General features: G+C 72.4%; 17 protein-coding genes. 12 read left to right on the forward strand and 5 right to left on the reverse strand.

Annotation, left to right across the window (positions count from 1 at the left end):
- Nucleotides 1-43: 43 nt before the first annotated feature.
- Nucleotides 44-1,675, forward strand: a complete 1,632-nt coding sequence (locus tag AB0C28_RS40330) for a ubiquinol-cytochrome c reductase cytochrome b subunit (protein ID WP_357850040.1) — start codon at nt 44-46, stop codon at nt 1,673-1,675.
- Nucleotides 1,676-1,691: 16 nt separating this feature from the next.
- Here AB0C28_RS40330 and AB0C28_RS40335 read toward each other — a convergent pair whose 3' ends face one another.
- From AB0C28_RS40335 to AB0C28_RS40345, 3 genes are read right to left on the reverse strand one after another with little or no spacing between them, the layout of a single operon-like run.
- A complete protein-coding gene (locus tag AB0C28_RS40335) occupies nt 1,692-3,008 on the reverse strand; it encodes a hypothetical protein (RefSeq protein WP_357850037.1) in 1,317 nt (438 codons plus the stop codon).
- A 33-nt stretch (nt 3,009-3,041) separates the two neighbouring features.
- Nucleotides 3,042-3,239 carry a hypothetical protein gene (locus AB0C28_RS40340; protein WP_357850034.1) on the reverse strand — a complete coding sequence of 66 codons (198 nt, stop codon included), beginning with the start codon at nt 3,237-3,239 and terminating at the stop codon, nt 3,042-3,044.
- A gap of 9 nt (nt 3,240-3,248) precedes the next feature.
- Complete coding sequence (locus tag AB0C28_RS40345; RefSeq protein ID WP_357850031.1) at nt 3,249-4,211, reverse strand: YihY/virulence factor BrkB family protein; 963 nt, start codon at nt 4,209-4,211, stop codon at nt 3,249-3,251.
- A gap of 334 nt (nt 4,212-4,545) precedes the next feature.
- Here AB0C28_RS40345 and AB0C28_RS40350 point away from each other — a divergent pair, with 334 nt between their 5' ends.
- From AB0C28_RS40350 to AB0C28_RS40385, 8 genes are all read left to right on the forward strand, one after another.
- Entirely contained in the window at nt 4,546-5,535 is a 990-nt protein-coding gene (locus tag AB0C28_RS40350) for a sugar ABC transporter substrate-binding protein (protein ID WP_358080600.1), read from the forward strand.
- Complete coding sequence (locus AB0C28_RS40355; protein ID WP_358080602.1) at nt 5,532-6,563, forward strand: ABC transporter permease; 1,032 nt, start codon at nt 5,532-5,534, stop codon at nt 6,561-6,563. The genes AB0C28_RS40350 and AB0C28_RS40355 overlap by 4 nt, the downstream gene beginning before the upstream one ends.
- Nucleotides 6,560-7,315, forward strand: coding sequence for an ATP-binding cassette domain-containing protein (locus tag AB0C28_RS40360; RefSeq protein ID WP_357850022.1), 756 nt, complete (start codon nt 6,560-6,562; stop codon nt 7,313-7,315). Before AB0C28_RS40355 ends, AB0C28_RS40360 begins: the two co-directional genes overlap by 4 nt.
- Before the next feature lie 391 nt (nt 7,316-7,706).
- On the forward strand, nt 7,707-9,014 hold the full coding sequence (locus AB0C28_RS40365) for an MFS transporter (RefSeq protein WP_358080604.1): 1,308 nt from the start codon (nt 7,707-7,709) through the stop codon (nt 9,012-9,014).
- Nucleotides 9,011-10,018: a hypothetical protein gene (locus AB0C28_RS40370; RefSeq protein WP_358080606.1), complete on the forward strand. Its 1,008-nt coding sequence runs from the start codon at nt 9,011-9,013 to the stop codon at nt 10,016-10,018. The genes AB0C28_RS40365 and AB0C28_RS40370 overlap by 4 nt, the downstream gene beginning before the upstream one ends.
- A complete protein-coding gene (locus tag AB0C28_RS40375; protein WP_358080608.1) occupies nt 10,006-11,049 on the forward strand; it encodes a DUF917 domain-containing protein in 1,044 nt (347 codons plus the stop codon). The genes AB0C28_RS40370 and AB0C28_RS40375 overlap by 13 nt, the downstream gene beginning before the upstream one ends.
- A 73-nt stretch (nt 11,050-11,122) precedes the next feature.
- On the forward strand, nt 11,123-12,634 hold the full coding sequence (locus AB0C28_RS40380) for a helix-turn-helix domain-containing protein (RefSeq protein WP_358080610.1): 1,512 nt from the start codon (nt 11,123-11,125) through the stop codon (nt 12,632-12,634).
- A 45-nt stretch (nt 12,635-12,679) separates the two neighbouring features.
- The gene (locus tag AB0C28_RS40385; RefSeq protein ID WP_358080612.1) at nt 12,680-13,528 is read left to right on the forward strand and encodes a metallophosphoesterase; all 849 of its coding nucleotides are present in this window, start codon (nt 12,680-12,682) and stop codon (nt 13,526-13,528) included.
- On the opposite strand, the gene AB0C28_RS40390 is transcribed toward AB0C28_RS40385, so the two are convergent.
- Nucleotides 13,529-14,473, reverse strand: coding sequence for an aminoglycoside phosphotransferase family protein (locus AB0C28_RS40390; RefSeq protein WP_358080614.1), 945 nt, complete (start codon nt 14,471-14,473; stop codon nt 13,529-13,531).
- A 286-nt stretch (nt 14,474-14,759) separates the two neighbouring features.
- Here AB0C28_RS40390 and AB0C28_RS40395 point away from each other — a divergent pair, with 286 nt between their 5' ends.
- A complete protein-coding gene (locus AB0C28_RS40395; RefSeq protein WP_357850001.1) occupies nt 14,760-15,122 on the forward strand; it encodes a peptidase inhibitor family I36 protein in 363 nt (120 codons plus the stop codon).
- A gap of 115 nt (nt 15,123-15,237) precedes the next feature.
- On the opposite strand, the gene AB0C28_RS40400 is transcribed toward AB0C28_RS40395, so the two are convergent.
- Nucleotides 15,238-16,434: an ROK family transcriptional regulator gene (locus AB0C28_RS40400; RefSeq protein ID WP_357849998.1), complete on the reverse strand. Its 1,197-nt coding sequence runs from the start codon at nt 16,432-16,434 to the stop codon at nt 15,238-15,240.
- Nucleotides 16,435-16,640: 206 nt separating this feature from the next.
- Between AB0C28_RS40400 and AB0C28_RS40405 the strand changes: the two genes are divergently transcribed.
- Together AB0C28_RS40405 and AB0C28_RS40410 are read left to right on the forward strand one after the other, a co-directional pair.
- Nucleotides 16,641-20,249 carry an alpha-N-acetylglucosaminidase TIM-barrel domain-containing protein gene (locus tag AB0C28_RS40405; protein ID WP_358080615.1) on the forward strand — a complete coding sequence of 1,203 codons (3,609 nt, stop codon included), beginning with the start codon at nt 16,641-16,643 and terminating at the stop codon, nt 20,247-20,249.
- A 211-nt stretch (nt 20,250-20,460) separates the two neighbouring features.
- Nucleotides 20,461-20,832 (forward strand): hypothetical protein, encoded by a 372-nt coding sequence (locus AB0C28_RS40410; protein ID WP_357849992.1) that lies wholly within the window; start codon nt 20,461-20,463, stop codon nt 20,830-20,832.
- Nucleotides 20,833-21,028: the final 196 nt, after the last annotated feature.

The raw sequence follows: 21,028 nt of genomic DNA on the forward strand, positions 1-21,028 counted from the left end.
GGGGGTTGTCCGATCCGCGAGGCCGTCCCGCGGAAGGCCAGGCATGAGCACACCGCCGAAATTCATCAGCGGGCCGAGCAGGTATCTTGACGACCGCCTGGGGGTGGCCGGGTTCTTCAAGCGCAACCTGCGCAAGATCTTCCCGGACCACTGGACGTTCCTGCTGGGCGAGATCGCGCTCTACTCGTTCATCATCCTGCTGCTCACCGGGACGTTCCTCACCTTCTGGTTCGAGCCCGGCATGGGGCACGTGGTCTACGACGGCTCGTACGCCCCGCTGCAAGGCGTGGAGATGTCCGACGCCTACGCCTCCGCGCTGCGGATCAGCTTCGACGTGCGCGGCGGCCTGCTGATCCGGCAGATCCACCACTGGGCCGCGCTGCTGTTCACCGCCGGCCTGGTCGTGCACATGCTGCGGATCTTCTTCACCGGCGCCTACCGCAAGCCGCGCGAGATCAACTGGCTGATCGGCATCGCGCTGTTCGCGCTGTCGTTGTTCGAGGGGCTCACCGGCTACTCGCTGCCCGACGACCTGCTGTCGGGAGCGGGCCTGCGCATCACCCAGGGCGTGCTGCTGTCGATCCCGCTGATCGGCACGTACCTGTCGTTCTTCCTCTTCGGCGGCGAATATCCCGGCGAGGACGTCATCCCGCGCTTCTTCACGCTGCACATCCTGCTGATCCCGGGGATCCTGCTGGCGCTGATCACCGCTCACCTCGTGCTGATGTGGGTGCAGAAGCACACGCAGATGCCGGGCAAGGGACGCACGGAGAAGAACGTGGTGGGCGCCCCGCTGCTGCCGGCCTTCATGGCCAAGTCGGGGGCGTACCTGCTGTTCACGACCGCCGTCACGGCCGGGCTCGCGACCTTCACCCAGATCAACCCGATCTGGCTGTTCGGCCCCTACACGCCGGCCGACATCTCGGCCGGCTCCCAGCCTGACTGGTACATGGGCTTCCTGGAAGGCTCGCTGCGGCTCATGCCGTCCTGGGAGATCAACCTCTTCGGCACCGCCCACGCCGGCACGGTGCCACTGAGCGTGCTCATCCCGGCGCTGCTGCCGCTGGGGCTGATCATCACCGGGCTGGTGCTCTTCCCGTTCCTGGAACAGTGGGTCACCGGCGACCGGCGCGAGCACCACATCGTCGACCGGCCGCGCAACAACCCGCACCGCACCGCGATCGGCGTCACCGCCGTCACCTTCTACGGCCTGCTCTGGCTGATGGGCGCCAACGACGTGATCGCGTCCAACTTCCACATCAGCCTCAACTGGACGACGTACATCGGGCGGGTGCTGATCTTCCTCGGCCCGGCCCTCGCCTACCTGATCACCTACCGGATGTGCCTGGGCCTGCAGCGTTCCGACGCCGCCACGATCGGCCACGGCGTCGAGTCGGGCGTCATCAAGCGCCTGCCGCACGGCGAGTTCGTCGAGATCCACGCGGCGCCCGCGGGCGACATCGAGGCCCTGGTGGAGGGCAAGAAGCCGGTCCCGATGCTCCCCGGCAGCACCGAGGACGGCGCCGGCGTGCTGCCGGAGGCCGCCAGGGGCCCGCTCGGCCGGCTCCGGCTCAAGATGAGCCGCGCCTACGGCGGTGAGAAGATCCCGCTGGACGGGCAGCACGACGGCGAGCACGCCAGGTCGGGCCCGCCCGCCAAGACGTCACACGACTGACGGCGGCGCCTCCCCGTCACGCCGGGCAGGGAGGATAGAGCGGCCTGGTGCCGGTGGGGTGAGCAGACGCGTCGGTGAAGCGGCAGCCGTAGGCGGGGTCGGCCACCGTGGCCGGGCTGGTCACGTCGTCGCCCGCGGGACGCAGGCCGGTGCGCTGCCAGCGGACGAGATCGTCCCAGGCCGCGCCGGCCTCGGCGGCGCTGAACTCGCAGTGCCCCGCCGCGCGGATCGCCCGCTGCACCAGCAGCCGGGACCGGCCGTGCGCGGCCACGTCGGCCCGGTAGTACCGCTCCATCGAGAACGGCACGAAGTTGTCGCCCAGCCCGTGCAGCGACAGCACGGGCACGTCGATCCGGCCCGAGACGGCCGGCACCGCGGTCAGCCGCCGCGTGTGCCGCGCCGCCGGGTCCGCCGGGTCCACCCGCTGGACGGTCGCGTTGACGTCCACGGGCGTGGCGGGCCGGTAGACGGTGCCGCGGTTGGTCGCCACCCTGCCCGGCTCCTCTGCCAGCGGTCCGCCCCCGTCAGGGCCGGCCAGCCCGAACAGGAAGTCCTGCCAGTACGCGAACGCCGCCGCGGCCCCGGGACGCTCCCCGCCGCCCAGCTCGACGACGATCGAGCGGAACTGCCGGCCGGGATCACCGGCCGGATCGGCCCCGCCGGTGAGCCCCAGCCGCTCCTTGATCCGGGGCACGACGGAGGTCGCATAGTCGTCCGGGATCGGATAGGCGGGCACGTCGGCCAGGTCCTGCGCGACGAGGTGGAAGTCGAGGAAGAAGTCGAACAGCTCGTGGTCGCCGAGCACCCCGCACATGGGCAACGCGGCGGCGTACCGGCCGGGGTACTCCTCGATGGAGCGGGCGGTGACGTGACCGCCCATGGACACGCCCATGATGTACGTCCGGCGCGGCCGGCCCACCGTCCGCGCGAAGCGCTCGGTGAGCGCACGGGTGCTGAGCACGCCCGCGCGCACGTCATAACCGTTGGCGTAGTAGGAGGAGGCGGCCCAGGCGTAGCCCTGGTCGAGCAGCCGCTGCCGCAGCCCGTACGCCGGTTCGTCCACGGTGAGCACCCGCGTGTCGCCGCGGTAGCCGTGCGCCCACATCACCAGATCGCCGTTCCAGCGCGGCGGCACCTCGGCGGTGAAGGCGGCGTGCTCGTGCACGCCCTGGTGCACCCGGCTGGGCCGGCCGTGCACGAGGGCCGGGGCCAGCGGCGGGTTGTCGATGGTGTACCCCGGTAACGGCCGGTCGCCGGGGGTCGCCGACGCGGCCGGCGGGGGCAGGAACACGCACATCGCGGCGGCCAGTACGACCGCGAGGGGGGAACGCATCGCCCGTCACCCTTCTGCTCGCCAGGGGGCCCGTTACGTGGCCGGCTCCGGTGCCCGTTCGTCGCGCCGCCGCCGGATCCGCTTCAACCTGCGCTGCACCCGCCACGCCGCCCACATCACCCGTTTGACGGCACGCCGTTTCGTCCTCAGGTCCGCAGGTGAGTGCTGCAGAACCTTGATCGCCAGGTTGAGGTCTGTGAGGGCCCGCTGGACCTCTAGATCGTCTGCCACCACCTCACGTTACGCCGCCCCCGTGGACACGTCACCGCCCATGTCCGGCGCCGGCTGTTCCCGGTCGTCCGGAGGAGAGCCGGGGTCGCGCCGGTCGGCCAGGTCCCTGACGTCGCCGGTGCCGCTGGTGGCCGCCAGTGCGGTGGCGAACAGGATGAGCTGGCTGAGCACCTTGAGGAAGAGCAGCATCGCCACCGCTCCGGCGACGACCTGGTAGGCCGGGTTGGAGGCGGTGATGTTGAGCAGGGCCTGGCCGACGGTCTTGAGGATCTCCAGGCCGATCGTGATGACGAGCGCCGGCCCGATCACCCGGCGCGGCGGCAGGTGCAGCCGCGGGGGCGCGGTCAGCAACGCCATGGCCAGCAGCATGTTGACGCCGATGCCGAGCACGAACGCCGCCACCGACAGCACCCCGCGGGCGGGCGTGGCCTGCACGCCGACGGTGTTGACCACGAGCCAGGTCAGCACCCATTCGGCGGCGAAGGCGATGGTGAGCGACAGGGACAGCAGCACCCCGAGCCCCGCCACCACGCCCAGGTCGATGACCTGGCGCAGGAGGAACTTGCCCGGATATTCCTCCAGTTGCCAGATGGCCCTGGTCGCCGAGCGCAGCGTGTCCATCCAGAACAGCCCCGTCAGCGGCAGCACCACGCAGGCCACCAGCCCGGCCGTCCCGCCGGCGTCGCGCAGCGCCCGCACGTCGAGGCGCGGGAAGGTGTCGCTCAGGTAGCGCTGCACCTGGGCCAGCGCCGGGGGATAGTCCAGGAAATGGCTGAGGATGGCGAAGCCCAGCAGCGCCAGGGCGAACGTGGCGAAGAACGAGTAATAGGCGAGGGCGGCGGACAGCCGACCGGCGTCGGTCTTGTCGTAGCGGATGACGGCGCGCACCGTGTGGTCCAGCCAGCCGTGCCGGCTCCTCGCTCGTCTCCAGCCCGCCGCCATCCGGCCGGCCCAGCGCCGGGCGGCGTTCATGGCCGGCGCCGGTACGCCGGCGGGACGAGGGCGTGGCCGCCCGCCGTGGTCGTGTCAGCGAAAATGGCTCACCGCGCCGGTCGTGAGAAAGCTGGTCGGGGGAGTGCATATTACCCCTTAGCCGTCGCTTTCATCGCCCATTACCGCGCTGTGACAGCGCTGTGACAGGAGGGGCCACGGGGGTTACAAGGGCGACACTCGCGGATAGGTAAGCACACACGGCGCGTTCACCGAGGCCCATCGGTGGTCGTGACGGGCATAGGTCAGCATGTCTATACAAAGAGATGACATTGAGGTACAACCAGGGCTAGCTCGTTGGTCTTGGAGGTGTCCTGTGAGACGTACCCCGATCGTGCTGGCCCTGCTGGGCGCGCTGGCCCTGACCGGCTGCTCATCCTCGGGAGGTCAGAGCGGGCAGAACGCCCCTCCCGCGACCTCCGCCGCCGCCGCCCCCGCCGCGGGAGGCGGCGGCGACTTCGCCGTCATCACCCACGGAGCCCCAGGCGACTCCTTCTGGGACGTGGTCAAGAACGGCGCCGAGGCGGCCGGCAAACAGTACGGCGTGACCGTGACCTACCAGGGCGACGGCGACCCGGCCAAGCAGTCCCAGCTCATCGACCAGGCCGTCTCCGAGAAGGTGGACGGCATCGTGGTCTCCCTGGCCAACCCCGACGCGCTCAAGGAGGCCATCGGCAAGGCCGTCGCCGCCAAGATCCCGGTCGTCACCGTCAACTCCGGCGCCGACTCCTCCAAGGCGCTGGGCGCGATCACCCACGTCGGCCAGTCGGAGGACGTGGCCGGGCGCGGCGCCGGCGAGCAGCTCAAGACGGCCGGCGTCACCAAACTGCTGTGCGTCATCCACGAGGCCGGCAACGTCGGGCTCGACCAGCGCTGCAAGGGCGCCGAGGAGACCTTGGGCGGCACGGTCGAGCGGCTGCAGGTGGACGTGAGCAACCTGGCCGACGTCACCTCGAAGGTCACCGCCAAACTCCAGTCCGACCAGGCGGTCAACGGCGTGCTGGCGCTCAATCCGGCCGTCGCGGTGGCCGCCAGGGACGCGATCAAGGACGCCGGCTCGCAGGCGAAGCTGGCCACCTTCGACCTGTCGGCCGACGTGGTCACCGCGATCAACGACGGGGAGATCCTCTTCGCCGTGGACCAGCAGCAGTACCTCCAGGGCTACCTGCCGATCACCTTCCTCAACCTCTACAAGGCCAACCTCAACACCGTCGGCGGCGGCCTGCCCGTCAACACCGGACCCGGCTTCGTGACCAAGGACAACGCCGCGCAGGTGGCCAAGCTGGCCGAGGCGGGCACACGATGACGATGACGGCGGATGAGCGGGTCGCCGACGTCGGGATGGCCCGGCGCCTGCTCATCAGGCCGGAGCTCGGCGCGGTCGTCGGGCTCGTGGTGGTGTTCGTCTTCTTCGCCGCGCAGTCGCCGGTCTTCCGCTCGCCGGCCGGCATCGCCAACTGGCTCGACCCGGCCGCCACTCTCGGCATCATGGCGGTCGCGGTGGCGCTGCTGATGATCGGCGGGGAGTTCGACTTGTCGGCGGGCGTGCTCACCGGGACCAGCGGGCTGATCCTGGTGACGCTGGCCACCCGGTTCGGGTTGAACGTCTGGCTGGCCATGCTCGCCGGGCTCGTGGTCGCGCTGGCCGTCGGGCTCGCCAACGGGCTGATCGTGACCAGGACGCGGCTGCCCAGCTTCATCGTGACGCTGGGCACGTTCCTCATGCTGCAGGGCGTCAACCTCGGCGTCACCAAGGCCATCACCGGGACCGTGCAGGTCAGCGGCCTGCGCCGGGCCGAGGGGTTCGAGGGCGCGAGCGCCGTGCTGGCCGGGACGATCGAGATCGGCGGCACCTCGTTCCGGATCGCCATCCTGTGGTGGATCCTGGTGACGGCCGTGGCCACGTGGGTGCTCATGCGGTCGCGGGTGGGCAACTGGATCTTCGCGGTGGGCGGCAACGAGCAGGCCGCGCGGGCGGTGGGCGTGCCCGCGGCCCGGACGAAGATCGCCCTGTTCATGACCACGGCGTTCGCCGCCTGGCTGGTCGGCTCGATCCTCGCGCTGCGGTACACGTCCGTGCAGGCCAACATCGGCATCGGGCAGGAGTTCATCTACATCATCGCCGCCGTGATCGGCGGCTGCCTGCTCACCGGCGGGTACGGCTCCGCCATCGGGGCCGCCATCGGCGCGGTCATCTTCGGCATGGCCGACAAGGGCATCGTCTTCCTGGGCTGGGACGCCGACTGGTTCAAGTTCTTCCTCGGCGCGATGCTGCTGCTGGCCACGCTGGCCAACCGCCTGGTCAGGCGCTACGCCGAGGAGGTGAAGCATTGATCCTGGAGACCAGGGGCATCGGCAAGACGTTCGGCTCGGTGCTGGCCCTGCGGGACGTGTCGATGAGCGTCGCGGCCGGGCAGGTCACCTGCGTGCTCGGCGACAACGGCGCGGGCAAGTCCACACTGATCAAGATCCTCTCGGGGGTGCACCAGCACGACACCGGCAGCTACCTGGTGGACGGGCGGGAGGTGCGCCTGTCGAGCCCCCGCGACGCGCTCGACCGCGGCATCGCCACCGTCTACCAGGACCTGGCGATGATCCCGCTCATGTCCGTCTGGCGAAACTTCTTCCTCGGCTCCGAGCCGCGCAAGGGCCTGGCCTTCGACGTGGCCAAGGCCAGGCGGGTGGCCAGGGAGGAGCTGCGCGCCATGGGCATCGACATCCGCGACGTGGACCAGCCGGTCGGCACGCTGTCGGGCGGCGAGCGCCAGTCGGTGGCCATCGCCAGGGCCGTGCACTTCGGCGCCCGCGTCCTCATCCTCGACGAGCCCACGTCGGCGCTCGGCGTCAAACAGGCGGGCGTGGTCCTGCGTTACATCGCCCGCGCCCGCGACCGAGGGCTCGGCGTGGTCTTCATCACGCACAACCCCCACCACGCCTATCCGGTGGGTGACCGGTTCCTGCTGCTCAACCGGGGCACGAGCGTGGGCGAGTACGCCAAGGCCGACATCACCACGCAGGAGCTGACCGCGCTCATGGCGGGCGGGGCGGAGCTGGAGGAACTGGCCCACGAGCTCGAACGCGAGTGAAATTGGCCGACATTTGACGTGTTCGGGCGATCCTCTGGACGACCGCCAAGGCAGGAACACCTCAGGCAGGTGTGCGCCGAGTCGATCGGGGGATCGCCATGACCACCGTGGCCGGGCGGGCGGCGAGACGGCTCGCCCCCTTGGGACCGTTATTACCCCACGCCCATCACCGGCCCGGGGCGGACCCGGGCCGGTCGGGGCGGCCCCGCGCGACCTTGGCGGGGCCTTGGCAGGGCCTTGGTGGGGCCTGACCGCCGCGCGGGCGAGCAGGGCGGGCCGCACAGGGCGGGCCGCACAGGGCGGGAGATCGGGCCGGGCGCTCCGCACAGGTGCGCCGCCGCGGGCCCGCCGTAGGGTGCGGCCCAGATTCCGCCCCCTCCGAGGAGCAGCCATGACCGCCATCGACTCCGGCACGATGCCCATCGGCCAGGCGTTCGACCGCATGCCGTTCACCCGCCGGCACGTGCTCATCGCGCTCGCGCTGTTCATCGCGTTCGTCATCGAGTCGTGGGAGCAGCTCGCCCTCGTCTACGTCTCCGGCGACCTCGGCGCCGAGCTGGGCATCGACGAGGCGGGCGTCGGCGTGGTGCTGTCGGCGGTCGCGTTCGGCATGATCCCGGGCGTGCTGGTGTGGGGGCCGGTGGCCGACCGGCTCGGGCGCAGGCCCACGGCGTTCTGGTCGCTGCTGGCGTACGGGATCGTCGCGCTCGCCTCGGCGTTCGCCCCGAACGCGGCGGTGCTGGTGGGGCTGCGGGTGGCCTCGGGGCTGGCGCTGGCCGGCGTCTACACGATCACGTTCCCCTTCTTCCTCGAACTGCTGCCGACCAGGCACCGGGGGCGGGCCGCCGTCTACCTGTCGATCGGCTGGCCCATCGGCATGCTGGCCGCGATCGGGGCGTCGGTGACGCTGGGCGATCTGGGCTGGCACGTCGTGGTGATCGCCAGCGCGGCGGCGGGGCTGTGGGCGTTCGCGATCAGGGCGTGGGTGCCGGAGTCGCCGTACTGGCTGGCCGGGCAGGGCCGGCAGGAGGAGGCGCGAGCCGTGCTGCGCACGCTGGGCAGCCCCGACGCGGAGGCCACGTTCACGGTCGCGCGTGGACGCGCGGGCCGCCCGCTGGACCTGTTCAAGGGCGGGCTGGCCCGGATCACCGTCGTCATGCTGGCGCTGAACTTCGTCTTCAACTGGGGCTACTGGGGCCTGCAGACGTGGCTGCCGACGCTGCTGCAGGAGAAGGGGCTGACGCTGTCGGCCTCGCTCGGCTTCGCCGCGCTGAGCGCGCTGATGATGATCCCCGGGTACGTCAGCGCCTCCCTCCTGACCGGCCGGTTCGGCCGCAAGAAGGTCTTCCTCATGTACGTGGTGGCGGCGGCGCTGGGCGGGCTCTGGTTCGCCACCGCCGAGTCCATGACGGGGCTGTACCTGGGCAACTTCGTCCTGTCGTTCTTCAGCCTGGGCGCGTGGGGCGTCTGGAACACCTGGAACGGCGAGTTCTACCCCACGGCGCTGCGCGGCACCGGCTACTCGTGGGCCACGGCCGCGCAGCTCGTGGCCACCACCGTCGCGCCTTCCGCGGTGGGCGCGCTGCTCGCGAACGCGACGGGCTTCACCGCTACCATGCTGATCATCAACGCGTTCATGGTGGTCACGGCGCTGCTGGCGGTGCCGCTGCCGGAGACGGAAGGGCGCGAGCTGGAGTGATCCTCGGCGTCGCCCTCGGGGAGTCGCCGCCGCCGATGGTGGCGGTCAGTGACGGCACGCCCTTCTGGCCGGTGCCCCGCAGCCTGGCCCGTACGGCCGAACGGGCCTTCGTGGCGGTGGACCTGACCGAGGCGCCCCTGGCGGCGGTCGCGGCCGTCCGGGTCGGCGGGCCGTGCCCCGAGGCGCTGCGCCCGGCCGCCGGCTCAGGGGCCGCCACCATCGTGCGCGGCGGCCACAGCGTGACGGGCCGGCCGCTGGCGCCGCTGGACACCGAGGCGGTGCGCCGGTTCGCGGGCACATGCGGGCTGATGGACTTCGCGGTGACGGCGACGGGGTCGCCGATGCTGACCGATCACGAGCTGGCGGTGGCGGCGATCATCGCTGCCGAGGTGCCGGGGGCGCGGATCACGCTGTCGTACGAGTTCGGTCATCCGGGGCTGCGCGAGCGGGAGGTGGAGGCGATCCGCAACGCGGCGCTCGGGCCGGCGGCGGGGCGGATCGCCGACGAGGTGGCCGGGGAGTTGCCCGGGGTGCCGGCGTACTTCGCCAGGTCGGACAGCGGGGTGGTGTCGGCGCACTACTTCCGGCGGTATCCGCTGGCCTGCGACCTGGGCGCGACGACGAGCCTGGCCCGCGGGCGCACGGCCCTCGAACAGTTGCGCTCAGGGGGCTGGGAGGTGCCGGACGGGGTGGTGCCGGACGGGGTGGTGCCGGACGGGGTGGTGCCGGACGGGGTGGTGCCGGACGGGGTGGTGGCCGCGTACGGCGCGGCGCTCGGGCGGCCGCGGGCCTACGTCGAGCGGATCGTGCAGGCACGCGGCCGGGCCGAGCTGGACCGGGCGCTCCAGGACGCCAGGGACGAGGCCCTGACCAGGGCGGTCAGTGCCGGGGCGGCGCCGGGCGCGGCGACGATCACGGAGACCACGGTGAACCCGCTGTCGTACCTGCCGGACGGGCTCTACCGGGTGCGCGTGACGGCGGACGGGCGGCCATGGGCCGGCTGATCGACCCCGGCGGGCTCGACCGGCTCTCGGCGGGGTCGCGGGTGTTCGCCACGGGGGCGGCGGAGTCGTCGTACAACCTGGCGCTCGACTGGACGCGCTCGGTGCTCGGGCGGGGCGTCGAGCTGGTGCGGGCGGACGAGCTCGCGCCGGAGACGCTCTGTGTGGCGGTCAGCCTGGTCGGTTCGACGACGGCGCTGGGCGAGCAGTTGCCCGCCGGCGACGAGCCCGAGCGGGCCGTCCGGGCCCTGGAGCGCCGGCTGGGCGCGCGGGTAGGGGCCGTCGTGGGGCTCAACCTGGCGGCGGAGAACGCCCTGCTCCCGCTCATCGCGGCGGCCGGGCTGGGGGTGCCGCTGGTGGACGGAGACGGCACCGGGCGGGTGTTCCCGCTGGTGGAGCAGACCACGTACACACTGGGCGGGATCAGCCCGGTGCCGCTGGCCCTGGCGGGCGGGTCAGGGGAGCTGGTGTTGCTGGAGACGGCGGCCGGCCGGGTGGAGGAACTGCTGCGTCCCGTGGTGCTGTCGGTCGGCGGCTGGGCGGTGGCGGCATGCTATCCGATGACGGCGGGCGAGCTGGCGCGGGTGCTGGTGCCGGAGACGGTGAGCCTGCTCATGCGCGCCGGCGAGCCGGGCGTGCCCCGCTCGGCCGCGGCGCCGTACGGAGTGCGCACGCTGTGCCGGGCCCGGATCCTGAGCGTCGAGGGCAGCACCGGCCACGGCGCCGAGCTCGCCCTGCCGTCGTTGCCGTCGCTGCCGTCCAGCATCGTGCTGCGCGAGTCGGAGGACCTGGAGCGGCTGGTACGGCTGGAGGCCCACAACGAGATCGTCCTGGCCCTGGCCGACGGGGCGGTGGTGGCGACGGTCCCGGACCAGATCTGCATGATCTCGACCGACGACGGCATGGTCGTGGACGTGGACAAGGCCGAACCGGGCCTGGAGGTGGACATCATGGTGGTCAGCGCGGCCCCGGTATGGCACACGAAGCGAGGCCTGGCCCTGGGCGGCCCCCGCGTCTTCGGACTTCCGCTGTGACCGGCGCACAGGGCGTCGGCGTGCGGGGGCGTACCGCGGACTCCGGTGGGGCAACGGCGGACGGGGGCGCGGGATGAGTGCGGTGCGGGCGTCCGGGTGGGAGGCGCCGGTCACGGTGGCCGAGCTGGTCGACGCGGGACCGCTGGCCGGCGCGCGCATGTACGGCGCGGGCGAGAACCCCGTGCGCGGCGTGCGGATCGTGGACGAGCTGGCGGTGTTCGCCACGGTCGCCCCGCACACGGCGGTGGTGCTGATCGGCACGGCGGCCAGCGGCGGCTGGGCGGTGGAGATGGCCATGCGCCGGGCCTGGGAGCAGGCGGCGGCGTGCGTGATCGCGCCGGCGGGCGGGCTGAGCGAGGGGTCGGGCGAGGTGCTGGCCGAGCGGCTCGGCGTGACGCTGATCTTCGTGGACGAGGACCCGCTGATCGTCGCCGTCCGGGTGGCCTCCGCCGCCTCCCGCCCCGACGCGGCCCGTACCCAGCTCGTCGCCCGCTGCGCCACCCGCCTGGCCGAAGCGGGCGCATCGGCTCGGCGGGTCCTCGGAGTGCTGAACGCCGAGCTGCCGGGCACGTCGGTGGCCTTCCTCGACCGCTACGGCCGGCCCCTGGCCGGCCGCCGCGACGCCGCCACCGGGCGGTGGTCGGCCGAGGTGACGGTCCCCGGCCGGGAGGGCGGGGCGCTGGGCACCCTGGTGGCCGGCGGCTCGTCGCGGTCCCCGGGCTGGCCGGCGGTCGTACGTACGGTATTGGGCCTGGCGGTGGCGTCGCTGACCGCCTGGGCGGCACAGGAGAGCCTGACCGCCGCCCGCGACTTCGCCCTCCAGACCGCCCTCGCCGAACGCCTGATCGCCACCGGACCAGGCGAGCCCGGCGAGGCCGGCGGGGCCGGCAAGGCCGGCGGGGCCGGTGCAGCGGCCAGGGCTGACGAGGCCGATGGCGGGTCCGACGAGGCGAGAGTGGCGGCGACCGCGCTTGGCTGGCCGATCGGCGGCCCGATCACCGCCTACCAGCTCCGCCCGCTCACGCCGACGGCCGATGCGCCGCTGGTGCAGGCGCTCGTGGCGGCCGCGCTCGGTCAGGTGCCGGTGCTGGTCAGGGGTGAGGGCTGGGCGGGGTGGTCCGCGGACGGCCCGGAGGAGCTGGCGGAACGTCTCCGCCACTGCCTGCGTACGCTCCCATGGCCGTGCGCCGGCGGCGTCGGCGCGCAGGTCGAGGGCCTCCAAACCGTAGCGGAGTCGCTGCTGGGCGCGGAGGCGGCGGCGTACGTGGCAGGGGAGGGCACGGTGGTGCGGGCCGACCGGATGGGCCCGGCCGAGCTGCTCGGCGCCCTGCCCACCGGCGTGCTGCGGGCGCCGGCCGCCGTCGTGCTGCGCCCGCTGCTGGAGATCGACAGGGACGGCACGCTGCTGGTGACGCTGGCCGCCGTCCTGGACGAGGGCGGCGCGCTGAAGGCGGCCGAGCGGCTGGGCGTGCACCGCAACACGATCACCACCCGCCTCGACCGCATCAGAGCCGCGGGCTTCGACCTCGACGACGCCGCCACCCGGCTGGCACTCCAGCTCGCCTGCCATGTGATGCTGACCTGATCATGGCATGCTCGTAGAGGCCACCCCCGGAAGAGGAGACACCCGGTGCCCGCTCCCCGTACGGACGCCAAACTGCTGGCGGTCAGCGACCTGCATGTCGCCTATCCCGAGAACAGAGCCATCGTCGAAGGGCTGAAACCCCTGGCCCCCGGCGACTGGCTGCTGGTGGCGGGCGACATCGGCGAGCGGCTGACCGACATCACGTGGACGCTGCGCCTGCTCGCCGGGCGGTTCGAGCGCGTCGTGTGGGTGCCCGGCAACCACGAGCTGTGGGCCAGACCCGGCGAACCCGACGGCCTCCGCGGCGTGGCCCGTTACGAGCACCTGGTGAGCATCTGCCGCGAGCTGGGCGTCATCACCCCCGAGGACGACTATCCGCTGTGGGAGGGAGCGGGCGGCCCTGTGCGGATCGTGCCGCTCTTCCTCCTGTACGACTACACGTTCCTGCCGGAGGGCCACGACACCAAGGAGAGCGCGCTGGCCTACGCCCACAGCACCGGCGTGGTCTGCACCGACGAATACGTCCTGCACCCCGACCCGTACCCGACCCGCGACGCCTGGTGCCGCGCCCGGGTGGAGCTGACCGAGCGGCGGCTGGCCGAGCTGGACGACGACGTGCCGCTGGTGTTCGTCAACCACTATCCCCTCGTCCGTGAGCCGACCGAGGTCCTGCGTTACCCCGAGTTCGCCCAGTGGTGCGGCACCACGGCCACCAGAGACTGGCACCGCCGCTACCCGACCGCCGCCATGATCTACGGCCATCTGCACATCCCACGCGTCACCTGGTACGACGGGGTGCGCTTCGAGGAGGTCTCGCTCGGCTACCCGCGCGAGTGGCAGCCGCGCCCCGGCGTCCGCCGCCTGCTGCGCGAGGTCCTGCCCGAGAGCTCTTGATCAAGGGGCGGTGAACACGGGGTTGCGCCGCAGCAGCGCCGCGCACCAGGGTAAGTGGCCGTCGTCGTCGCCCATGCCGAACAGGTCGTAGCTGATCAGGGCGTAGACCGCCTGGTAGACGGCGAGGGTCTCCGGAGGGTGGCCGAGCCGGTCGGCGAAGAGCCGGGTGAGCTCCGCGGCGTGCTCCTCGGCGTACGGGCCGTACATGTCCCAGAAGGCCGCAGTGATGGCCGCCTCGAACGCCGGATCGCCCGCGGTCGTACAGAAGCCGAAATCGAGCACGGCGACCGGCCGGCCGGTGGCGTCGACGTGGATGTTGGGCGGGACGAGGTCGCCGTGGATCGCGGTGACCGGTCCGGTGGGCAGCGACCGCAGCGCGTCCAGCGTGCGCTCGACCCCGGCGCCGAAGTCCGGCACCCGCGCGGCCAGCGCGGCGTCGTTCCTGGACACCGCCCGGCCGACCAGGGCCGCGAGCGCGTCCTGGAAGCGGTCGTGCCCCTGCCACAGCGGCCGGTCGTCGCCCTGGAACGTCAGCCGGCGCATCGCGTCCGTGCCCGGTACCGAGGCCAGCCCACGCAGCACGGTGAGCAGCACATCCGCGTGGTGCTCGGGCAGCTCCCGCCCGAACTCCTCCTCGGGGTGGTCGCCGTGCATGGGGACGCCGGGCAGTTCGCGCTCGTACGTGACCAGAACGCCCTCGTGCTCCAGCACCTCGAAGATCTCCGGGGTGGCGAACGGCAGCCGGTGCCGCGCGAGGTCCGCGTACACCCGGCGGGTGAGCTCGATCGGCGGCCGGCCGGTCCACACCTTGGCGACCCGGCCGTGGCCGAGCCGGTAGACGACACCCTCGGCGCCGGCTCCGACCCGGAGTGCTCCCGGGTGGCCCCGGCCGGCGAAGTATCCGGGCCACGGATCGTCGGCCCGTGCCTCCTGAGAGATCCCCATCCGCGCATCAAACCAGCGGCGGGACGGGACGGCCAGGCGTTTTCGCCAGCCGCGAGCCGACCGGCGGCGAGGGGCGTGACCCGGGTCCACTCCGTACGGCGGGATGATCGCATACGGCCTCCTTCTCGTGGCGCGGCAGGGCAGGATGCGCCCTCACCTGCACAGATCGCGTGGGGCCCGATCTGATTCAGGCCTTGAAGTAAGAAGTGGCTAACCTAACGTGTTCGTTCGATCACGTTGCGTATAGCGTGCGGGATGTCCACGCAGTCAGCGAAAGGAATCCCCCATGAAATCCCTCAGCCTGCTCCTCACCCCGGTCCTCGCCGCCGCCGTCGTGGCGGCACCGGCCGCGCCCGTCCAGGCGGCCGCCCCGGCCTGCCACGCGCATGTGTGCCTGTGGACGGGGGCCAACTACACGGGTGCCGTCTACACCTGGTGGGAGGCCAACGGGAACCGGTTCATCGGCGGTACGCACGCCGACAACGTCGGGTCGTTCGTGGCCACGAGCGGAGCCTGCTTCGTCGACACCGCCGACACCGAGTGGAACTGGCGGGCCAAACGGCTGGCGTCGGCCGGCGACTACAGCTCCAACTATCGCGGCCGGTTCGGCGGCGTGATGGACCGCATCGCACCCGCCCGCTACTGCTAACCCGTCAGCGGCCGGGCCTCCCTCACCCGGCCGCGCCCCCCGCCCGTCACCGGTGGCCGGCTTCCCTCCCTCGCCGCGCCACCCGTCACTAGCCCGTCGCCTGCCTCGGCGTGGGTCAGCAGGTGGCGAGGGCGTGCCGCCACACCTCGTCGAGCGCCATCTGGATCGCGCCGGTGAGCACCGTGCCCTCGGCCAGCTCCGACAGCTCCACCCGCGGTGCCGTGAGCGTCAGCCCTTCGAGGTGCCGGACGATCGCCTCCAGCAGGACCGTGCCGGCCCGGGCGATGCCGCCGCCGATCACGATCGCGTGCGGCGAGAGCACCAGGACGGCGGGCGCGACCGCCTCGGCGAAGACGGCGGCGACCTGATCGACGACCTCGGCAGCGAGCACGTCACCCGAGGCGGCGGCCGTGAAGACGGCGGCAGCGTCCGTCACCTCGGCGAGGCCGGACCCCGGATGCCCGGCGGCATGGCGACGGGCGAGCCCCACGATCGCCTCGGCCCCGATCGCCCGCTCCAACGGCCCCCGCCCATCGCCGTCCCCGCCGCTGTCGGTCTGACCGGAAGGGCGGATGAAGCCGATTTCGCCGGCCTGGCCCGCGCCTCGGTGCAGGCGGCCGTCGATGACGACGCCGGCCCCGAGGCGTTCGCCCCACTGCACCGCGAGCAGCGTGCCGGCACCGGTGTGGCGGCGGGCGGCTGCCAGGGCGGCGAGGTCGGCGTCGTTCTCCACCGTGACCGCGCACCGGAACCGGTCCCGCAGGCGGCCGGCGAGGTCGATCTCCGACCAGCCCGGCACGCTCGGCGCGAACAGCACGCGGCCGGTGCCCGCCTCGACGATGCCCGGGGTGGCCGCGGTGACGGCCTTGACCTGGTCGGTGGTCAGGCCGGCGATCGCCAGCGCCTCCTGCGCCGCCTCGTCCACCGCCTGGAGCAGGTGCCGGGCATCGCCGTGCCCGACCGGTCGGCGGACCTCGGCGAGGCGCTCGCCGGCCAGGTCGGCGACGGCCGCCGCCACGGTGTGCGGGCCGACGTCCAGCCCGAGCACGGGCGCCGCCCGGCCGTTCAGCGTGAACCGGGTCGCCGGCCGCCCCACCGCGGCCGGCTGGGGCGCGTGCTGGCGTAACCAGCCGCCGGCCAGCAGGTCCTCCACGGCCTGGGCGACCGTGGGGCGGGTGAGCTCGGTCAGCCGGGCGAGTTCGGCCACCCGTACGGGCTCGGGCGCCTGCCTCCGGACCGCGTCGAGCACCGCCGCGCGGTTCATCCTCCGCAGCACCGGAGTCCCCGGCGGCCTCTCCTCCTGCATACGCATCCCTCGACCATCCGTTTCGGCACAGACCTTGACCTCGAGCGGACCGCAGCTGAGTATATTTTCGCAACGATCTTACGAAAAGTCCTTACATATCGGACTTTTCCGTACCGGAGGTGGCCGTCATCATGCCCCACTCCCGCCCCCCACAGAGCCCCTTATTCCGCTTACGACCCCGTCTGGCGGCAGCACTCGCCGTTCTGCTAACGATGCTCGCCGCCCCGTTCGTCTCCCAGCCGGCCGCCGTCGCCGGAACGCCCGCGTCCCCCATCTCGCCTCCCACCTCCTCGGAACGCTCCGGCGGTTCAGGGGGCCCGGCGGCACAGGCCCTCGAACGGCTGATCGGCGCCCCGCGCGCCGCCCAGGTCACCCTGCGCACGATCGACAAGGGCACGGGCAGGGACCGGTTCGAGGTGTACGCCGAGCGCGGCCGTCTCGTCGTCGCCGGCACCACCCCGGCCGTCCAGCTCACCGGCTTCGGCTACTACCTGCGCCACGTGGCCCACGCCGACATCGCGATCAACGGCTCCCAGACCGACCTTCCCCACCGCCTCCCGCTGCCCGCGTCCCGCCTGGCCAGGGACTCCTCGGTGGATCACCGCTTCGCGCTCAACGACACCAACCAGGGCTACGCGGGACCGTACCTGAGCTGGCGGGAGTGGCAGCGGCGGATCGACGTGCTCGCGCTGCACGGCATCAACGAGGTGCTCGTGTACGAGGGCCAGGAGGCGGTCTACCAGCGCACGTTCACCGAGTTCGGCTACACCGACGAGGAGATGCGGGCCTGGATCCCACAGCCGGGCCACCAGGCCTGGTGGCTGCTGCAGAACATGTGCTGCACCGACGGCCCCGTCTCCCAGCACCTCATCGACCAGCGGATCGACCTCGGCCGCAAGATGGCCGACCGGCTGCGTTCGCTGGGCATGGTGCCCGTGCTGCCCGGCTACTTCGGCACGGTGCCGACCGACTTCAAGCAGCACAACCCGGCCGCCAACACCGTCCCGCAGGGCACCTGGAACAAGCTCGAACGCCCCCACTGGCTCGACCCGACCGACCCGATCTTCGAACGCGTCGCGGCCACGTTCTACCGGGTGCAGAGCGAGCTGTTCGGCGACAGCACCATGTACAAGATGGACCTGCTGCACGAGGGCGGCACGGCCGGCAAGGTCGACGTCGCGCGCGCCTCGCAGGCGGTGCAGCGCGCCCTGAACACCGCACACCCCGACGCCCTCTGGGCGATCCTGGGCTGGCAGAACAACCCGCTGCCCGCGACGCTCCAGGCCATCGACCGCAGCAAGATGTTCATCGTCGACGGCATCAGCGAGGAGTCCGGCATAACCGACCGCGACAAGGACTTCTTCGGCACCGGGTACGCGTTCGGCACCATCTGGAACTTCGGCGGGCACGTCAACCTCGGCGCCCGGCTCACGGTGTGGAACGAGAAGTTCCACGCTTGGCGGGAGAGGCAGGGCACGGCCATGAACGGCATCGCGCTGATGCCGGAGGCGATCGACAACAACCCGGCCGCGCTCGCGTTCTTCACCGACCTGCCGTGGCAGGACGGCCGCGCGGACATGGCGCACTGGTTCGACGACTACGCCACCGCCCGGTACGGCCGCGACGACCCGCACGCCAAGGCGGCCTGGCGGATCCTGCTCGACACCGTCTACAGCTGGCCCGCCACCGCCGACACCCGCCACGTCACCGGCCTGTACGACGACCAGCCCGGCCTGGCGAACACCGGCTACCCCCTGCAGTACGACATCGCCGCCTTCGACCGCGCCCTCGACGAACTGCTTCAGGTCGACCGGCGCCTGCGCGGCTCGGGCGCCTACCGCTACGACCTCGTGGACGTCGCCCGGCAGGTGCTGGCCAACCACAGCAGGCTGCGGCTGCCCGAGATCCGCGCCGCCTACCGGGCCAAAGATCTCGACCGTTTCGAACGCCTCACCGGCCGGTGGCTGGACGGCATGCGGCTGATGGACCGGCTCCTGGGCACCGACGAGAACTTCCTGCTCGGCACGTGGCAGCAGGAGGCCCGCCGTCAGGCCGCGACCCCGGCCGAGGCGGCGACCCTGGACTACAACCTCAAGTCGCTGGTGACGCTCTGGGCGGCCGGCTCCGATCTGCAGGATTACGCCCGCAGGGAGATGAACGGCCTGGTCGGGCAGTACTACGCGAAACGCTGGCAGCTCTTCTTCGACAGCCTGAAGGCGGCGCTGCGCTCGGGCGCGGAATACCCGGAGCCGATCGACTGGCGGGCCGTGGCCGAGGAGTGGTCCAGGGCCGGCACCAGGCTCGCCGCCGAGCCGCGCGGCGACGCCTACGGCCTGGCGAGCGAGGTGGCCGCGATCCCCGAGGGCGCGGTGAGCGTCGCTGCCGACCGGAGGGGAGTCAAGGCGGGTGAGAGCGTGCGGGTGACGGCGGTGTTCGGCAACGCCAACACGCTGCGGCCCACCGGCCGGGTCACGCTCGAGCTCGACGCGCCCCGGGGATACCGGGTGCGGGCCACCTCTCCGGTGCGGGCCGATCGGGTCGCTCCCGGCGGCACGTTCACCGCGACGTGGACGGTCACCGTGCCCGCTGCCGAGACCGCGGGCACGACCCCGCGGCTGAACGTCACCGCCGACTGGCGATCGGCCGCGAACGACCGTCGATCCGACGCGAGCGACCGTCGATCCGACGCGGACGACCGTCGATCCGACGCGGACGACGCTCAATCCGGCGGACGCGGACGGCAAGCTGACGGAGGCGAACGGCAATCCGGCGAGAGCCGGCGGGACACGGCCTCGACCAGCCTGCTGGTCGCCGGGACCGTACCCACCTCATATCGGACGATGAGCAACACACAGGCCGAGTTCGCCACCACCGGCGACGCGGTGGCCATCGCGGCGGGCGGGGCGGACCTGTGGCGGGAGACCAACGAACTGGCCGCCGCCTACCGCCCGGACGTCCTGGCCGACGGGCAGCAGCTCCAGAGCACGGTGCTCGTCCAGGACGGCGCCGCCGAGTACACCCGCTCCGGGCTGGTGGTGAGCGACGATCTGGCCACCCCGGGAGCCGCCGGGTACGCCAACATCGCCGTCACCCCAGGTCACGGCTGCCTGTTCAGCTGGGACTCCGACGGTGACGGCCGGCTCGACTCCAGCGCGGAGGCGGGCGGGTTCACGCCGCCCGTACGGGTGCGCATCGGCAGGTCGGGCGACCGGCTCACCGGCTCCTGCGGCACCGACGGCCAGAACTGGACGGTGGTCGGATCGGGCGTCGTCCCGGGCGCGGGGGTGGCCGCGCTCGACGCCGGGGTGTTCGTCAGCGCGGCCAACCGGCACACTGGCGGCCAGGCCATCGCCGTCCTGACCGAGCCCGTCTCGGCCCCGTCCACTGCGCGGGACAGTTCCGCCGACACCCTGCGCAGCCTCCGCAAACCGGTCACGGCACTGAGCTCGGAGCCGAACCGCGGCCCCGCGCACGCCAACGACGGCAACCGCGCCAACTCCCCGTACTTCGCCTCCCAGATGAACTGGGACACCACCTGGTGGCAGGTCGATCTCGGGGAGATCGACGACATCTCACGCATCAACGTACGCAACTACGTCAGCGGCGGACGTTTCTACGAGTACCGGCTGGAGGGCAGCCTCGACGGCACCACCTGGTACACCCTCGGCGGCCGGCGGGGCCCCCGCGCCGCGACCGACGCCGGCGACACCATGACCACCGAGGCCAGAGCCCGGTACGTCCGGATCGTCGGCACCCACAACACCGCCAACCTCTCCTTCCACCTCACCGAAGTCAGCGTCTACGGCACCCCGGCTCCCTGACACACTCCCGTCGGGCCGGCGTCTCCTGCTTCGGGTCATCCGTGCGGGGACGCCGGCCCCGTGCGCGTGATCGGCTCTGCTGGTACGCCCTGCGCGGGATCGGCCCCGCTGGTACGCCGTGCGCGTGATCGGGCCTTCTGGTGCGCCGGTCGCGGGATCGACCCTCACAGCCAGTCGTCCGTGTGATCGACCTTGGCAGTACTTTGTACCCGTGACCACCGAACCCCCCGAGGCCCCGTCTCCACCCACTCCCGGCGTGGGCGGCGTGGTCAGGCGGATCGCCTGGGGCGCTCTTACGCTCTTCCTCGCCGCGTTCGCCGTCTTCGAGAGCCAGAAGTACGGCCTGCCGACCACGGCCGCCGCGCTGCTGTTCTTCGCATTCCCCGACCTGACCCGGCTCGCCGGCCTCCGCCCGCCTGGCGTGCTGTACCAGACCGTGAACCGGGTGTGGATCCCGCTCGCGGTGCTGGTCGGCTACAGCTTCGGCCCGATCGTCTGGCCACCCCTCTTCACGGCCGGCCTGGGCTGGCTCACCCGCATCACCCTCGACCGCACCCTTGGCCGCGGACCCACCACCACCTGACCGCACACTCGGTCGCGGACCGGCGTCGTCACTGAACAGAACCCCTCCGGCGCGGGCCCGCTGCCACCTGACCGCATGCTCGGCCGAGGGCCGGGTTGCATCACTAGACCGGGCCCTCCGGCACGATCCCGCTGCCACCAGACCGTGCGCTCGGATGCGGGCCCGCGACCTGATCGCGCGCGTGGGTGCGGACCCT

The organism is Nonomuraea sp. NPDC048892, from assembly GCF_040649735.1.
GTDB lineage: Bacteria > Actinomycetota > Actinomycetes > Streptosporangiales > Streptosporangiaceae > Nonomuraea > Nonomuraea maheshkhaliensis.

What these genes read in the sequence shown, in the direction of transcription:
- AB0C28_RS40395 (WP_357850001.1), top strand. Translation starts at nt 14,760, where the DNA reads ATGAAATCCCTCAGCCTGCTCCTCACCCCGGTCCTCGCCGCCGCCGTC.
- AB0C28_RS40365 (WP_358080604.1), top strand. Translation starts at nt 7,707, where the DNA reads ATGACCGCCATCGACTCCGGCACGATGCCCATCGGCCAGGCGTTCGAC.
- AB0C28_RS40405 (WP_358080615.1), top strand. Translation starts at nt 16,641, where the DNA reads ATGCTCGCCGCCCCGTTCGTCTCCCAGCCGGCCGCCGTCGCCGGAACG.
- AB0C28_RS40330 (WP_357850040.1), top strand. Translation starts at nt 44, where the DNA reads ATGAGCACACCGCCGAAATTCATCAGCGGGCCGAGCAGGTATCTTGAC.
- AB0C28_RS40345 (WP_357850031.1), bottom strand. Translation starts at nt 4,211, where the DNA reads ATGAACGCCGCCCGGCGCTGGGCCGGCCGGATGGCGGCGGGCTGGAGA.
- AB0C28_RS40390 (WP_358080614.1), bottom strand. Translation starts at nt 14,473, where the DNA reads ATGGGGATCTCTCAGGAGGCACGGGCCGACGATCCGTGGCCCGGATAC.
- AB0C28_RS40355 (WP_358080602.1), top strand. Translation starts at nt 5,532, where the DNA reads ATGACGATGACGGCGGATGAGCGGGTCGCCGACGTCGGGATGGCCCGG.
- AB0C28_RS40375 (WP_358080608.1), top strand. Translation starts at nt 10,006, where the DNA reads ATGGGCCGGCTGATCGACCCCGGCGGGCTCGACCGGCTCTCGGCGGGG.
- AB0C28_RS40380 (WP_358080610.1), top strand. Translation starts at nt 11,123, where the DNA reads ATGAGTGCGGTGCGGGCGTCCGGGTGGGAGGCGCCGGTCACGGTGGCC.
- AB0C28_RS40400 (WP_357849998.1), bottom strand. Translation starts at nt 16,434, where the DNA reads ATGCGTATGCAGGAGGAGAGGCCGCCGGGGACTCCGGTGCTGCGGAGG.
- AB0C28_RS40335 (WP_357850037.1), bottom strand. Translation starts at nt 3,008, where the DNA reads ATGCGTTCCCCCCTCGCGGTCGTACTGGCCGCCGCGATGTGCGTGTTC.